Genomic DNA, 14,680 nt, shown 5'->3' on the forward strand with positions numbered 1-14,680 from the left:
AGAAGGAAAATGAAAAACAAAAATTTGCGACGAATATCTGTGTTAGTGACGGCCCAGACTGCTGCCAACCTGGAGAAGTTGGCCCAGATGGACGGCCAGCCCAGCATCGGTCGGGTGATGGACAAGCTGGTACGGGATCGGATGATCTCCCTGCGCCAGCCGGAGACTCTCTGGAAGAAACATTATATTGACCGGTTCCAAGAGGTGCGCTGATGAAGCGGCTGAAACACATCCGGGCCGGACTCGTGAATTACGATTATCTGGTGGCGATTCCATCCAAAGGAGACAGCCCACGGGTAAGAGCGGCAAAGCGTGCAGCGTCCACTGCGGCGCAGCAGTACATGAACCTCAAAAACAGCTGGAGGGAACTGGAGCTCAAGCTGGGTGCCAATTTTTGGGGAAAGGATCATGTTGTTACCTTTACCTATGACGATGCCCACTTGCCCGCGGATAAGGTTGCGGCGGGGAAGGAGTTCCAGAAGTTTATCCGAAAATTGCGTGGGGGGCGACGAAGGCGACTTAGTAATCTCCTCTATGTGTTTGTGACCGAAGGGTACCACCACAAGGCAGCAAACTCGTTCCTGATGGAGGACGGTTATCTGGAGGATTGCCGCCTCCACCATCATGCTGTAATCAACGGGACAGGCCCAGGCGATTATGACGAACTGCGATCCCTCTGGCACGGGGGAGGCTACATCCGCATTGAACCGCTGGACGTCCACTATTACCGGGAACTGGCCAAGTACATGACCAAAGAGGCCCGAGAGTTCGGAAAACCGAAGCCAGGGGAGCGGACATGGCGGGCGTCCAGGAACCTCAAGGGGTATGAGGTGGAATATACCGACATCCCATCTGACTCCATGACCCTTGCCCCGCCCTTTGGCGCAGTGGACTATGAGGCCTTTGGAGAAGCGAACCCCTATGGATACGCCATGTTTGTGGGAGCCCGATACCTATTATATGAGGAAGCCGATCCAGGACTGTCCTATACAAAAGGACGGCAGCGACCGCCGCTTAGTCATTTTCAACCTTGAAACCAGTGTTAATAATCGAACCGAGCTGTAGAAAAGGAGGAAGGTCCCTTGCAAAAGAGCCCAGAACCGTGTAAACTGGTCAACAAGGATAGACGTATTATCTGTCCCGTCTGCGGCAGACCGACACAGTATCGTGTGCGGCCAGACAGCCAGGCAAGAAACTGGCCCATCTGGTGCAAGCACTGCCGACAGGAAAGTATCGTGAATATCGAAGCGCCTGAGCCAGCGTCCAAAGAGACCAGCGCCTGAGCCAATGATCGCCCGTATGGGGGTCGTGGCTTGGGCGCTTTTGTTTTTCCCTGAGGTGATAGCCAGGGTGCAAAAGGCCGGGCCGCGGCGTCGGAGATAACATGAAAGCATTTGCCAAGCAGTTTTACCGCTCAAAGGCATGGCGGGCCTGCCGTGCAGCATATATCGCCAAGCGCCTGCGGATCGACGGCGGATTGTGCGAGGAATGCCAGGACCAGCAGGGATATATCGTCCATCACCTGATCACGCTGACACCGGAGAATATTGTCAATCCCGCGGTGGCGCTGAACCACAGCTTGCTTGCCTATGTGTGCAAGGATTGCCACGACGCTTATGAGGGCCACGGCCTGACCAAAGGCAAACCCATGGCCTGTTCATTTGGTCCGGACGGTCAGCCCATCGACAGACGGCGGCTTTGACCGCAGGAAATATCCCCCCCCTATGCCGCGGCGTGGGGGAGGGCCTGGGAGACCGTTGAGCGGGGCTAAAAAAGAGCGGGTCATACGCAGGAGGGGGGTGTGGAAATGGCAAAAGGACCTAGCAAGAAAGAGCTGGGCCGGTTCGCAGATACCTATAAAGCGGCCAGTCCGGAGCAGCAGAAAATCTGCCTTCAGCTGATCCTGAATGCGGTATTCATGGAGGAGCAGTTGACCCAACTTCAGGCTGAAATTCGGGAAAAAGGCGTCAAATCTGAGTACCAAAATGGCGAAAATCAGTGGGGTGAAAAGAAGTCCGTGGAAGTGGATGTCTATAATGCCATGATCAAAAACTACGCCGCAGTGATCCGCCAGTTGGGGGATATGCTGCCCCAGGCTCCGCCCGCCGATGATGAACTGACACACTTCCTGAAAACCGGGGGCGGTGGTGCCAGGTGACGGACCTGGAGCGTTATTGCACTGGTATCCTGGACGGCAGGATCACGGCCTGCCGCCGGATGAAGCAGGTTTCGGAGCGGCTGCTGGAAGATCTCATCAATCCTGGGGAGTTTCACTTTGACCCGGATATCGCTGCCAGGCACATTCAGTTCATCCAGCGCTTTTGCAAGGTCCCATCCGGCCGGCTGGGGGCTCCCCTGAAGCTGGAGCTGTTCCAGCGGGCCCGGTTGGAGGCGGTGTTCGGCTTTGTGGATGATAACGATTTACGCCGATACAACGAAATTCTCATCATCGAGGGGCGGAAAAATGGGAAGACCACGGAGACGGCAGCTGTAGAGTTGGATCTGTTGGTCAATGATGGGGAGGGCGCACCCCAGATCTATAACGTGGCCACCAAACTGGATCAGGCCCGCCTGGGTTACGATGCGGCCGTTAAAATGCGGAAGATGTCGCCGCTGCTGGCCAAGCATCTGAAGAAGCGAGTGTCAGATATCTACTGCCCTATGAACATGGGCTTTATCAAGCCTATGGCATCCAATACCTCTAGCCTGGACGGCCTGGACGCCCATGGCGCCACCATCGACGAATTGGCGGCCATTAAAAACCGGGACCTGTATGACCTTATCAAGCAGGCCATGGGTGCCCGGAGTCAACCGCTGCTCTTTGTCATCACTACCAGCGGCTTTGTGCGGGCGGGTATCTTTGATGCCCAGTATCAATATGCCTGTGACATTCTGGATGGAAAGGCAAATAACCCGAGATTTTTGCCCTTTATTTACGAGTTGGATGATCGGAAAGAGTGGGACGATCCGGCGTGCTGGGAAAAGGCCAACCCAGGGCTGGGGACCATCAAAAGCCGTACCTACCTGGCCGAGATGGTACAGAAGGCCAAGGACGATCCCAGCTTCAAGCCCACCGTCATGGTCAAGGACTTCAATATGCCCCAGACTTCGGAGGGAGCATGGCTGCGCTGGGAGGAGCTGAATAATGAAGCCACCTTCCAGATCCCCTTTGACTATGGCATCGGCGGCTTTGACGCAGCCGATACGACGGATCTCAATGCGGCAAAGGCCATCTGTATGCGGCCGGATGACCCAAATCTCTATGTGCGGTCCATGTACTGGATCCCGGAGGCCGTGCTGGAGGAAGCTAGGCGGTCGGGCAGCCGGCGCGAGCGGGATAACGTGCCGTACTCCCTATGGGTGGAGCAGGGCTATATGCGTACCTGCCCCGGACGGAAGTGCGACAAACAGATCTTCCTGGACTGGTTCAAGGAACTGAGGGACAGCGAAGGGCTGTATATGCTCTACATTGGATATGATCCGTGGCACATCGATGACAGCCTGCTGCGGGCCTTCCAGGCGGAATTTGGGCCGGAGTCTATGATTCCTGTACGGCAGGGACCGGCTACCCTTTCCCAACCAATGAAGGATCTGAAGGCCGACTTCCGGGACCATCGTGTGATCTATAACAACAATCCGGTGGATAAGTGGTGCCTGGTGAACAGCGAGGCCAAGACCGACGTCAACGGCAATATCCAGCTGGTCAAGACCCTGGACCCCCGCCGGAGAGTGGACGGCACTGCGGCGCTTCTGTGCGCCTATACGGTGCTCCAGGACAAGAAGGATCTGTACATCAACCTGAACTGAGGTGTGACTATGGGGCTGTTTGAAAAGCTCTTTCCAAAAAAGACCGCCGAAGCGGCAGTTTATACCTACTTCAAGACCCTGGGAGGGTATGCGCCGGTCTACACCTCATTTGAGGGCGGCGTCTATGAGATGGCGCTGACCCGGGCCTGTATCCATACCTTTGCCACCCATGTGAGCAAGCTGCGTCCGGTAGTCATGGGGCCGAACGGGCGCCGGATGGAGCGGATGCTGCAATTCCAGCCCAATCCGTGGATGGATACCAAGAAATATCTGTATCGTTTGGCTACCATCTACAAGACGGAGAACACGGCCTTTATTGTGCCGGTGTGTGAAGATCCCGAACAGCTGCGGCTGTCCGGATTTTATCCGATTCTTCCATCTCAGGCGGAGATTGTGGAGCGCAGCGGGGTGCCCTATGTGCGCTTTCGTTTTCCCACCGGAGAGGTGGGGGTGATGGAGCTGGACTATACCGGTATCCTGACCCAATTCCAGTATCGCAGCGACTTTTTCGGAGAGCGCAACGGCGCCCTGCGGCCCACTATGGAACTCATCCACGCCCAGAATCAGAGCATCATCAATGGAGTCAAGGCGTCCGCTTCGGTGCGCTTTCTGGCCAGATTGGCCAACGTGCTTAAGCCGGAGACCATGAAGGAGGAGCGGGACCGCCTGGTCCAGGACAACCTGACATCGGGAAACTCCGGCGGCGTCATGATTTTTGACAGCAAGTATGCCGATATCAAGCAGATCGACAGTAAGCCTTATATCGTGGACGATAAGCAGGCGGCCCAGATCCGGGAGTCGGTGTTTGACTACTTCGGTATGTCGGAGGCTATTTTGCAGAACAAGTATACCTCTGATCAGTGGTCGGCTTATTATGAGGGACAGATCGAGCCCTTTGCCATTGAGTTGGGATTGGTGCATACCAATATGGCCTATACGGAGGCGGAGGTGAACCGGGGGAAAGAGATCGCTTTCTCGGTGAATCGGCTCCAGCACATGACCATGTCGGACAAGCTGGAGACAGTGACCCAGCTCTTTGACCGGGGGATGATGAACATGGACGAGGGGCGGGAGGTGTTCCAGCTGCCTGCCCTGAATACCGCAGAATCCAAAAAGTATTACATCCGGCGGGACTACGCCGAGGTGAATGTGCTGGGGCAAGAGCCGCCGGCACCAGAAAAAACGGAGGTGAATGAGAATGCCGGTGTGCAAGGATCGGGAGTACCGGGCAATGCCGCTGATGGTCCCGACAGCAGCCAATAAGAGGTTTGATACCGACTACTATGTGGAGGGCTATGCTACCACCTTTGATGACCCATATGTCCTGTGGGAGTATGACGGTGTTCAGTACAAGGAGGTCATTGACCGCCATGCACTGGATGGCGCCGACCTGTCCGATGTGATCATGCAGTATGACCACGGTGGGCGAGTTTTTGCCCGGACCGGAAAGAGCAATACTCTGCTCATCGAACCTCAGGAGCACGGACTCTTTATGGCGGCAGACCTGTCCAAAACGGAGCAAGCCAGATCCATGCACGAGGATATCGCCGCCGGACTGGTGACCAAGATGTCCTGGGCGTTCACAGTACAGGAAGACTCCTACGACCGGGATACCCATACCCGGCGCATTTTGAAGATCCGGAAGGTATACGACGTATCGGCGGTATCGTTTCCCGCCAACCCGTCTACCGATATTTCCGCCCGTTCCTGGCTTGACGGAGTGATCGAGGCAGAAAAAGCGGAGCGACTTGCGGCTCAGGCCGCCGAGCGGAGAAAGCAAAGGCTGAGAGTTTATTTGGAGGTAATCAGAACATGAATCAGAATCAGAGTGTGCTGAGAGGCATTGGCCTCCAGTTTTTCGCAACCCCCAGCGCCCGTATGGGTGAGATTGAGAGCCGCCTGGCCGCCATTGCCCAGGAGCTGGAGAAGGATGACGCCGATGTGGACGCCCTGGAGCGGGAGACCCGCGCCCTCAAGGAGGAGCGGGATACCCTGAAGCGCAGCGCGGAGCGGCGCCGGAAGCTGCTGGAGGAGATCGGCAGCGGCCGCTCCGGTCGAGTGACCCGTACCTTTGAGGATGAGGGAGTGGAGAGCCGTACCTACGGCGTGGACACCCCGGAATACCGCTCCGCCTGGCTGCGGAATCTCCAGGGCCATGAGCTGACTGTGGAAGAGCGGGCGGCGGTGACCGCGTCGGCGGCCATTCCCACCACCACTATGAACAAGATCATTGCGCGCATGGAGCTGACGCCCATTATCCAGGCCGTGGACGTGACCTATATCCCCGGCAATGTGACTTATCCCATCGAGAAAACCGTCAACGGTGTCAGCTGGGTGGATATGGGTACCGCAGCCACCGACAGCGCCGACGCCCTGGGCGCCATCACTCTGGGGGCCTACAAGCTCATCAAAACGGTAGAGATCACCGCCGATGTGATGGCCATGGGCATCGACGCCTTTGAGGCCTGGCTGGTGGCCCGCCTGGGCAACAAGATGTCCGTGGCCGTGGCTGCCGCCATCGCCGCCGGAACCGGCAGCAATCAGGCCACCGGCCTGACCAAGAGCGGCGAAATTACCCAGACCGGCACCTACACCAAGGCGGGTATGACCTATAAGGACCTGATGACCATCCTGGCCACCCTGCCCACTCAGTACATGGTCAACGCCAAGTTTGCCATGCCCCGGGCCGTGTTCTATTCCGATCTGCTGGGTATGACGGACAGCAACGGCAAGCCTGTGGTGGTGGCTGATGTCCAGAGCCCCGCCAAGTTCAATATCCTGGGCTATCCTGTGATTCTGGAGGACAGCTTCCCCAAGGACAACATCGTATTTGGAGACCTTTTCGAGGGCTACAAGTTCAACTTTGCTATGTCTCCCACCGTGGAGAGCGACAAGTCGGTGGCCTTCCGCAGTGGCTCCACCGTCTACCGGGTCATGGCTCTGGCGGACGGCAAGCCTGCTGACAAAAACGGCCTGTGCCTGTTTACCCGGGCAGGCGCCTGATATCCTGTGCCGGCGGCCCGGATAGGGCCGCCGGCGGATCTGGGAGGGATGTGACATGAGCCAGGTGGAGGATATCCGTCGGGCATTGCGTATCTCCAACGACAGCTTGGACGATGAGATCCGGGATACCATCGACGCAGCGGTGCTGGACCTCAGAACGGCCGGAGCTGGACGGGGGGATGTAGATGCCCTGACTCGTATGGCAGTGAAGCTGTACGCCCGCTGGCAATTCGACTACCGGGGCAAGGGGGAGCAGTACCGACAAGCATATGAAAGCCTGAAGGCTGTGCTTTCCCTGTGCCCGGAATATCGGGAGGATGACGGTGATGGATGATACACTGGTACTCATCGGTCAGTCCTACATCCAAAATGATCTTTTGGAGCAGGTGCCCAGTGGGCCGGTGCGGACTGAGATCTTTGGTGAAGAACGATCGGTCACCCGGTCGGAATGGTACGAAGGGGGCCGGGAGGGAATGAAACCAGAATGCCTCTTTATTACACCGTCTGTCAACTACAGTGGACAGCAGGAGGCGGAGCTTCATGGACGCCGGTTTCGAATCTACCGCACCTACCGACGCAGGGAAACGGATGAAACGGAGCTGTATCTGGAGGAGCAGGCGGGGGTAGCCAATGGGGAAGATACGGATTGAGCAGTTGGAGGATGTCCTGAGAGCCGAATTGTCAGGCTACGGTACCGAGCTCAACGAAGCGGTCAAGACTGTCGTGAAATCTGCGGCCCAGGATTGTAAAAAGGACATCCAGCTCCATTGCCCTAAGCGGACGGGGGACTATCGCAAGGGCTGGAGGAGTGAGACGGTCTATGACGGACCTGGTGGCATCCGGATCAGGATTTTTAATCGCACGGACGGGCAGCTGACCCACCTGCTGGAGAACGGCCATGCAAAGGCCGGCGGCGGTCGGGTGGGCGGAACGCCCCATATCCGCCCTGCGGAGCAGAAGATTGAGCGGCAGCTGCTGCAGGGATTGAAGGAGGCATTGGAGCAGTGACCCAGAAAGAACTGGCGGATCGCCTGGCAGGTACAAGACTGCCCGTGGCCTACCGTGCTTTTCGTACCAGACAGGCGCCCCCCTATGTCTGCTATCTTTATGCCTACGATACGAAGTTTTTTGCGGATGATACCATGTACTTCTCAGCCGGACACTATCAGGTGGAGCTCTACACCAGCGTCAAGTCTCCAGATATGGAGTCTGTGGTGGAGGAGGCTTTGACCGGTCTTAACTGGGAAAAGACAGAGGAGTATCTGGCATCGGAAAAACTGTATCAAATCTTATATGAAATTGAGGTGTGATCATGGCAACAGGCAAAGCCAACAAGGTCAAGTTTGGCCTGAAAAATGTACATTACGCGCCCCTTACCGTTGGGGAGGAGAGCGAGATCACCTTCGGGACCCCTGTGGCGATTCCCGGCGCGGTCAATCTCTCTATGGATGCCCAGGGAGATCCCAGCACATTCTATGCCGACGACATGGCATATTACGTTACCACCGCCAATGACGGGTACAGTGGGACCCTGGAGATTGCCCTGATCCCTGACAGCTTCCGGAAGGATATTCTCAAGGAGACAGAAGACGAGACCGACAAGGTGCTGGTGGAAAACGTCAGGGCAGAGAGCCAGCCCTTTGCGCTGCTCTTCGAATTCGCCGGCGACCAGAAGGCAATCCGCCATGTGCTGTACAACTGCTCCGCGTCTCGCCCCAGTGTAACCGGCAGTACCACCACCAATACAAAGGAGCCTTCCACGGAGAGCCTTACTCTTACGGCGTCTCCCCTGGCCAACGGCAATGTCAAAGCCAAAACCACCCCGGATACGCCGGATGAAAAATACAATAACTGGTACAAGTCCGTATGGCAGCCTACCGCTGCTACTGCCTGAGAGAGGTAGTATATGGAGAAGATCATTCAGATCGACGGACGTGATATTTGCTTCCGGGCAACCGCGGCCATTCCGCGTCTGTACAGGATCAAGTTTGGCCGGGACATCATGCAGGACATGAAGGATATCCAGCAGGCGGTGGAAAAGGCGCAAAACGGCGAGGAACCCATTCCGGTAAAGCTGTTGGAGGTGTTTGAGAATGTGGCATATCTGATGGCCCGTCATGCAGCTCCTGATATGCCGGAGCATAGCGTGGAGGAATGGCTGGATGGATTTGATACCTTCTCCATCTACGAGGTGTTCCCAGAGCTGCTGGAGTTGTGGAGGGCCAATAATGCCACCCTTGTGGAAAGCAAAAAAAAACGAACCCGGTAGACCGGGAAATGACAACTGCGCTGTTCCTGCTGAGGACAGCGCAGTTGGGTATACCTATCCGAGACTTGGACCTGCTTACCATCGGAATGGTGACCGATATGCTGATAGAGGCGGGCAATGATGGGTATGAGTATGACCGTCTGCCTACCCAGGGAGACTTTGACGCATTTTAGGGAGGTGCCGAATGTCAAGAAATCGCATACGCGGCATCACCGTTGAGATCGGCGGTGACACCACTAAGCTGGACAAAGCACTGGCCGGCACCAATAAACAGTTATCCACTACCCAGCAGTCCCTTAAAGATGTAGAGCGACTGCTGAAGCTGGACCCGGGCAATGCTGAACTTCTGGCGCAGAAGCAGCGCCTGTTGGCCCAGGCAGCAGATAACACGGCCAAGAAACTGGATACCTTGAAACAGGCGGCCCGAAATGCTGATCAGGCTTTGCAGCGGGGAAAGGAGTATCAGGCCAAGTATGAGCCGCTGAAAGCGGAGTTGGACAGCGTATCAGCTTCCTTGAAGGGGCTGGAAGCCAATGAGGCATCTATGCGGGAGAAGCTGGATGCCGGGCAGATCTCCGCACGGCAATATGAAGCGTTTGCCCAAAAACTGGAGGAAACCAGGAAAAGGCATAAGGAACTCCAGCAGGCTGTCAAAGATCTTGATCAGGAATTTGCCGGGGCAAAGATGGACCAAGGGCAGTATGATGCGCTCCAAAGAGAGTTGGAAGAAACCGAGAGGCAGGTAAAGGATACACAAAAATCATTTAAAGATTGCTCTAGTGGGTTGGATGAGTTTGAGCGGAAGGCTGGTAACGTATCAAAAAAAGCGAAAGATGTTAGCAAAGAGCTTGCTCCTGTTACCAAGGCTATTGGTGCTCTTGGTGCCGCTGCAATTGCTACTGTTCCGGCTACGGAAGAATTTAGGGCAGACCTTTCCATGCTGGATAACAACGCCCGGCAAGCAGGTGTAGGTATCGATGCGGCCCGGCAGGCCTTTCAGAACTTTAATACCGTATCCGGCGAGACAGACAGCAGTATTGAGGCTGTGAGCAATCTGCTGCAGGCTGGTTTTACAGAGTCCAATCTTCAGCGGGCGGTAGAGGGCTTGGCCAATGCGGCGATCACATTCCCCGATACCTTGAAGATTGAATCACTGGCCGACAGCCTGCAGGAGACCTTGGCTACAGGAACGGCCACTGGGCAGTTTGCGGAGCTGTTGGATCGAGTGGGGTACGGTGCGGAGAATTTTTCCCAGAACCTGGCCTTCTGCACCACGGAATTGGACAAGCAGAAGCTGGCCCTGTCTGTGTTGGTAGACGGGCCGCTGAAGGGTGCTTATGATGGCTGGCAGAAGAATAACCAAGGGTTGGTGGAGAGCCGGGATGCCAGCTTGGAACTTCAAACGGCCATTGCTCAGCTGGCGGAGAGTATTCAGCCGATTATGACGGAGCTAGTGGAATTTGCCACGCAGTTTCTGGATTGGTTTAACAGTCTGGACGACGGAACAAAGCGGGCTATCGTTGGGATACTCGGCGTGACGGCGGCTATCAGTCCGATGGCCGGACTTGTGTCGAACGTATCCAGAGTGCTGCCCAATATGGTGGACCTCTTTGGAAAGCTAGGGGCAAAGGGGCTGATTGTGACTTTGGCGCTGGGGACGCTGATTGGCCTGGCAGTCAAGGTGGCGGATGCCTGGGACGACATGAGTGGTCTGGAAAAGGTTGTTGTAATTCTAGGCGCTGTTGGCGCGGCAGCACTTACCGCAGCGGTAGCTGTGGGTGCATTCCAGTCGGCAGCCACTCTGGGACTAGCTGCCGTTGGAATTGCTGCAGGCATTACGGCTATTCTGGTGGCCATCAATTCCGCCACCCAGCGGGCCAACCAGGCTACGCAGGATCTGAAGCGGGCTACAGCTTCCGGGATGGATATCCCTGGCTTTGCCAGAGGCGGTGTGGTACCGCCCAATCAGCCCTTCCTGGCGGTGCTGGGCGATAATCGGCAGGAGCCGGAAGTGGTATCCCCTTACTCCACTATCAAACAGGCAGCCAGTGACGCACTGTCGGAGCGGGGAAGTTCTGCGGGTACAGGCAGAGGAGATATATACCTGGATGGGAAAAAAGTCGGTCGGGTGCTTTATTCCAGCATAGAAAGCGAACGCAGCCGGCTTGGGGTCCAGCTGATCGGAGGACGGCGGTAATGGTAGAACTGGACGGCAAGCAATATAAGGTGCGGGTCAAGATCAAGACCATGGAGCGGTCTTTTCGGGTAGAAGATAGCGAAAGATCCGGTCAGGTGAAGTCCGGTCGATATTTCCGTGATATTATCGGAACTTACTATGATTACTCTATGGAGGTGGAGCCAGATCCCGCAGCCCCGGAGGATTATGACTCCTTCTATGAGACAATCAGTGCGCCGGTGGAGTCCCATAAGATTGTTGTGCCCTATGGTCAGACGACCATGACCTATGATGCTATGGTAAACGCAGGAAAGGACATTCAGCGGGATAAAATTGGTGGAGTCAATCGCTGGAGTGGCCTGAAGGTCAGTTTTTCTGCTCTGGCACCTCAAAGGAGGCCGGTATGAGTGATACAGTCAATCGCTTGGTTTATGGTGAGCTGATCTTCACGGACCAGGAGATACAGGAGGGAGAGACCTATGAGGCAACTGCTCTGTTGTCAGATGCGCTGGAGATCGGGACATTTCAGATGGAACTTTATCTCCGGGATGAGAACAAGGGAGCGGCATTGACCGCTTTTCGGAGGAACGATAAGCTGCTGTATTACCACCGAGAGAGGTTGCAAGGTACCTATTACATTGAAAGCGTGGAGCGCACAGGTAAGTTTACCTATACCGTAACGGCCAACAATGCACTGGCACTGCTGGACCAGTCCGATCATATGGGCGGGATCTACACCGGACAGACCGTGGAGGAACTGGTGGCGGAGATCTGCAATATTCCATACCAGGTGCAGACCAAGTTTGCAAAGGTCAAGCTGTACGGGTGGCTGCCGGTGGCTACCCGGCGGGCCAACCTGGCCCAGGTGCTTTTTGCCGTGGGCGCCCAGGCAAAGGTGGATCAGATAGGGACGCTGCGTATTGAGGCGTTGTGGGATGGCGTATCATCTGCAATCACGCCGGATCGGGTCTTTTGGGGGGATAAAGTCCGTTATGAGGCGCAGGTCACGGAGGTATCCGTCCTGGAGCATCAATATATTCCTGGTACTGAAGAGATTCAGCTGTTTGAAGGCACCACACAGAGTGGAGATGTGATTCAGTTCCAGGAACCTGTCCACAGCCTGGCGGCCTCCGGTTTTTCTTTGCTGGAGCAGGGTGCCAATTATGCCAAAGTGTCGGCGGGGACCGGTACTTTAACAGGAAAGAAATATGTCCATACCACCAGAGATGTGCGTCAGGCTGTAACACCTGATGATGTGGCCAATGTAGTGGAGGTCAAGGAAGCCACATTGGTATCGCTGGTCAACTCTGCGGCTGTGGCGGAGCGTCTGGCGGAATATTACAAGTGGATTGAGGCCATGGAAGCTACCGTGGTATACGATGGGGAGCGCCCCGGCGATGTGATCGCGTTTGAGCATCCTTTTGGTGGTGCGTCGGTGGGATGCGTCAAGTCAGCATCTATCACCATAGGCGGCCGGCTGGTGGCTCAGGAAACTACCGCCATTGGTTATCGTCCGCCGCTCTTTACTCAGGCTGAGATACTGGATGGTCGGGTTCTCATTGACGCTGACACAGCCTGGACGGTGCCGGATGGTGTTACTTCGGTACGCGCAGTGCTGATCGGCGGCGGAGACGGCGGCGGGTCCGGTGCATCTGGCCAAGCGGGCGGAAGTGCTGGGGAAAACCGAGCTGGCACTGGCGGGAAAGCTGGTCGATATGGCGGGAAAGCTGGAGATCCAGGGAAGGTACTGGAGACCACGTTAGATGTTACTCCTGGAGAGCAGATTCAAGTTCGCATTGGAGCAGCGGGAACTCCAAATGGTAAGGGCGGCGATACGACCTTTGGAGATTTGACTTCAGCGGATGGAGTGCCTCCTGTGTCTGGCTATACAGACCCTGTGACCGGTGAAACCTTTGCTATTAAGGGTTGGGACGGCAACTCAGAGGGCGTGGATGGTGAGCCTGGTACAACTGGAGGTGTAACGTTGACGGTGTCACTTGATGGCACCAAATCGAATGTATTAGGACAGGGCGGAAAACGCGGGTCAGCAAATGGTTCCACCGCTGAGTACTACGCGAGTGCTACATATAACAGAAGCGGTACAAATTATTATGTATCCTTCCATGCAGCGTCTGGACTTGACGGGAAAGATGGAAGAGATGGATCAAACGCCAGAACATATGGTTCGTCCGGATCAGGTGGAAGCGTCGGAAACGGCGGAAGCGGTGCGGGCGGGTATACTGTGACAATCAAAGTTGGTGACAGACTTTTCCCTACTGGCTCTTCGTATTTAGTAAACGGAATTACTAGAAAAGCCGCTGATGGAGGAAGAGGCGGGCGTGGCGGGTCCGGTGGGTATGGGGCATCTGGCTGTGTGATCCTGTATTACGGGATACCAAAGAAACAGATATCCGGCCCTGTTCAGGACAAAAATGCCCGTCTATTTCTTGACCGGCTGGGCAGGCGGATAATCGTATGAGGTGAAATATGGAGAAAACTGTTGAGGAACGGCTTTCAGAATTGGAGGCCGCGGTGAAGGGACTGAGAGCAGCAGAGGAGCCCACTCAGTACTACACATCCAAATATTCAGGCGAGGAGATTGACGCGCTGCTGGATGTTGTGGCGGCTCAGCAGGCGGCAATAGAATAATTTTCTGCCTGGGTGTATGAAAACATACATCATTTTTATGAGAGCCGCTATAGGTGGGAGGTAGTGCTATGATCAAGTTTGACAACTGGCGCATTTTAAACCAAGGAAAGGTATTGGCCCGACAGTATGATAACCTGACCCGGGAATTGAGAGTGGAGGGGATCATCCCGGAGGGCTGGACCTGGGATCTGCTGGTGCAGGCCGGAAAAAATCTGGATATTATCCGCCTGAACCAGGGGGAAAACAGCCTGTCTGTAATACTCACATCTGAGATGCTGGCGCTGTCCGGATACTATGTTCTTCAACTGAGGGCCACTCAGGGAGAAAAGGTGCGGCATACCAATGTACTCCGGGTATATGTACCGGAGAGCCTGTCCGGCGATGCTCAGTGGCCCGAACTGCCGACGGAGTTTTCCCAGGCTGAGGCAATCATCCGGGAGCTCAGCGCCCATCCGCCAATCCCAGGGAGCGAGGGGTTCTGGATGGTCTGGAACACGGAAACAGACCAATACGAGAAGTCCAGCCTTCCGCTTCCGGCAGGCAGTGGGGGAGGATACGTGATTGGATCCGGACTGAAGCTGGACGGAGAGACGAACACTCTATCTGTAGATACAGCTGACCAGGTGGAGGAAGACAATTCAAAACCCATCACCTCTGCAGCCGTATTTGTCACTGTCGGAAACATCGAATCTCTTTTAGAGACCATTTGAGGAGGGCAAGGCCATGAGCATTCAGACTGAAATCACCCGCATTGAAAACGCACGAAACACGATCCG

General features: G+C 55.6%; 21 protein-coding genes. All 21 read left to right on the forward strand.

What is annotated here, in order from left to right:
- Positions 1 to 39 precede the first annotated feature (39 nt).
- The 21 genes from IHN22_RS09860 (at position 40) to IHN22_RS09955 (ending at position 14,614) form a co-directional block, all read left to right on the forward strand.
- Positions 40 to 213: a hypothetical protein gene (locus IHN22_RS09860; protein ID WP_300986297.1), complete on the forward strand. Its 174-nt coding sequence runs from the start codon at positions 40 to 42 to the stop codon at positions 211 to 213.
- A complete protein-coding gene (locus tag IHN22_RS09865; RefSeq protein ID WP_087271742.1) occupies positions 213 to 1,034 on the forward strand; it encodes a rolling circle replication-associated protein in 822 nt (273 codons plus the stop codon). The genes IHN22_RS09860 and IHN22_RS09865 overlap by 1 nt, the downstream gene beginning before the upstream one ends.
- Positions 1,035 to 1,082: 48 nt before the next feature.
- A complete protein-coding gene (locus IHN22_RS12895) occupies positions 1,083 to 1,283 on the forward strand; it encodes a cysteine-rich KTR domain-containing protein (RefSeq protein WP_087271745.1) in 201 nt (66 codons plus the stop codon).
- Positions 1,284 to 1,384: 101 nt separating this feature from the next.
- Entirely contained in the window at positions 1,385 to 1,702 is a 318-nt protein-coding gene (locus IHN22_RS09875; protein ID WP_087271748.1) for a hypothetical protein, read from the forward strand.
- Positions 1,703 to 1,801: 99 nt separating this feature from the next.
- On the forward strand, positions 1,802 to 2,158 hold the full coding sequence (locus tag IHN22_RS09880; protein ID WP_191435056.1) for a hypothetical protein: 357 nt from the start codon (positions 1,802 to 1,804) through the stop codon (positions 2,156 to 2,158).
- Positions 2,155 to 3,807, forward strand: a complete 1,653-nt coding sequence (locus IHN22_RS09885; RefSeq protein ID WP_191435059.1) for a terminase large subunit — start codon at positions 2,155 to 2,157, stop codon at positions 3,805 to 3,807. Before IHN22_RS09880 ends, IHN22_RS09885 begins: the two co-directional genes overlap by 4 nt.
- Before the next feature lie 9 nt (positions 3,808 to 3,816).
- Positions 3,817 to 5,070 (forward strand): phage portal protein, encoded by a 1,254-nt coding sequence (locus IHN22_RS09890; protein WP_191435060.1) that lies wholly within the window; start codon positions 3,817 to 3,819, stop codon positions 5,068 to 5,070.
- The gene (locus IHN22_RS09895; protein WP_242961239.1) at positions 5,039 to 5,623 is read left to right on the forward strand and encodes an HK97 family phage prohead protease; all 585 of its coding nucleotides are present in this window, start codon (positions 5,039 to 5,041) and stop codon (positions 5,621 to 5,623) included. The genes IHN22_RS09890 and IHN22_RS09895 overlap by 32 nt, the downstream gene beginning before the upstream one ends.
- Positions 5,620 to 6,810, forward strand: coding sequence for a phage major capsid protein (locus IHN22_RS09900; RefSeq protein ID WP_191435061.1), 1,191 nt, complete (start codon positions 5,620 to 5,622; stop codon positions 6,808 to 6,810). Before IHN22_RS09895 ends, IHN22_RS09900 begins: the two co-directional genes overlap by 4 nt.
- A gap of 55 nt (positions 6,811 to 6,865) precedes the next feature.
- On the forward strand, positions 6,866 to 7,144 hold the full coding sequence (locus IHN22_RS09905; protein WP_191435062.1) for a head-tail connector protein: 279 nt from the start codon (positions 6,866 to 6,868) through the stop codon (positions 7,142 to 7,144).
- Positions 7,137 to 7,460, forward strand: coding sequence for a hypothetical protein (locus tag IHN22_RS09910; protein ID WP_191435063.1), 324 nt, complete (start codon positions 7,137 to 7,139; stop codon positions 7,458 to 7,460). Before IHN22_RS09905 ends, IHN22_RS09910 begins: the two co-directional genes overlap by 8 nt.
- Positions 7,441 to 7,818, forward strand: a complete 378-nt coding sequence (locus tag IHN22_RS09915; protein WP_191435064.1) for an HK97 gp10 family phage protein — start codon at positions 7,441 to 7,443, stop codon at positions 7,816 to 7,818. Before IHN22_RS09910 ends, IHN22_RS09915 begins: the two co-directional genes overlap by 20 nt.
- Positions 7,815 to 8,120: a hypothetical protein gene (locus IHN22_RS09920; protein ID WP_191435066.1), complete on the forward strand. Its 306-nt coding sequence runs from the start codon at positions 7,815 to 7,817 to the stop codon at positions 8,118 to 8,120. The genes IHN22_RS09915 and IHN22_RS09920 overlap by 4 nt, the downstream gene beginning before the upstream one ends.
- A 2-nt stretch (positions 8,121 to 8,122) precedes the next feature.
- Positions 8,123 to 8,704, forward strand: coding sequence for a major tail protein (locus tag IHN22_RS09925; RefSeq protein WP_191435068.1), 582 nt, complete (start codon positions 8,123 to 8,125; stop codon positions 8,702 to 8,704).
- A 12-nt stretch (positions 8,705 to 8,716) separates the two neighbouring features.
- Complete coding sequence (locus IHN22_RS09930) at positions 8,717 to 9,079, forward strand: hypothetical protein (protein WP_087271777.1); 363 nt, start codon at positions 8,717 to 8,719, stop codon at positions 9,077 to 9,079.
- Positions 9,080 to 9,123: 44 nt separating this feature from the next.
- Positions 9,124 to 9,252, forward strand: coding sequence for a hypothetical protein (locus tag IHN22_RS12825; protein ID WP_300986309.1), 129 nt, complete (start codon positions 9,124 to 9,126; stop codon positions 9,250 to 9,252).
- A gap of 11 nt (positions 9,253 to 9,263) precedes the next feature.
- Positions 9,264 to 11,276: a hypothetical protein gene (locus IHN22_RS09935; RefSeq protein ID WP_191435075.1), complete on the forward strand. Its 2,013-nt coding sequence runs from the start codon at positions 9,264 to 9,266 to the stop codon at positions 11,274 to 11,276.
- Complete coding sequence (locus IHN22_RS09940) at positions 11,276 to 11,662, forward strand: hypothetical protein (RefSeq protein ID WP_087271782.1); 387 nt, start codon at positions 11,276 to 11,278, stop codon at positions 11,660 to 11,662. Before IHN22_RS09935 ends, IHN22_RS09940 begins: the two co-directional genes overlap by 1 nt.
- Positions 11,659 to 13,734, forward strand: coding sequence for a hypothetical protein (locus tag IHN22_RS09945; RefSeq protein ID WP_191435077.1), 2,076 nt, complete (start codon positions 11,659 to 11,661; stop codon positions 13,732 to 13,734). Before IHN22_RS09940 ends, IHN22_RS09945 begins: the two co-directional genes overlap by 4 nt.
- A gap of 8 nt (positions 13,735 to 13,742) precedes the next feature.
- Complete coding sequence (locus tag IHN22_RS09950; RefSeq protein ID WP_191435078.1) at positions 13,743 to 13,904, forward strand: hypothetical protein; 162 nt, start codon at positions 13,743 to 13,745, stop codon at positions 13,902 to 13,904.
- A 68-nt stretch (positions 13,905 to 13,972) separates the two neighbouring features.
- Positions 13,973 to 14,614, forward strand: coding sequence for a hypothetical protein (locus IHN22_RS09955; protein ID WP_191435080.1), 642 nt, complete (start codon positions 13,973 to 13,975; stop codon positions 14,612 to 14,614).
- Positions 14,615 to 14,680: the final 66 nt, after the last annotated feature.

Origin of the sequence: Flavonifractor sp. An112 (assembly GCF_904377885.1) — a bacterium.
In the GTDB taxonomy this organism is placed as follows: Bacteria; Bacillota; Clostridia; order Oscillospirales; family Oscillospiraceae; genus Flavonifractor; species Flavonifractor avicola.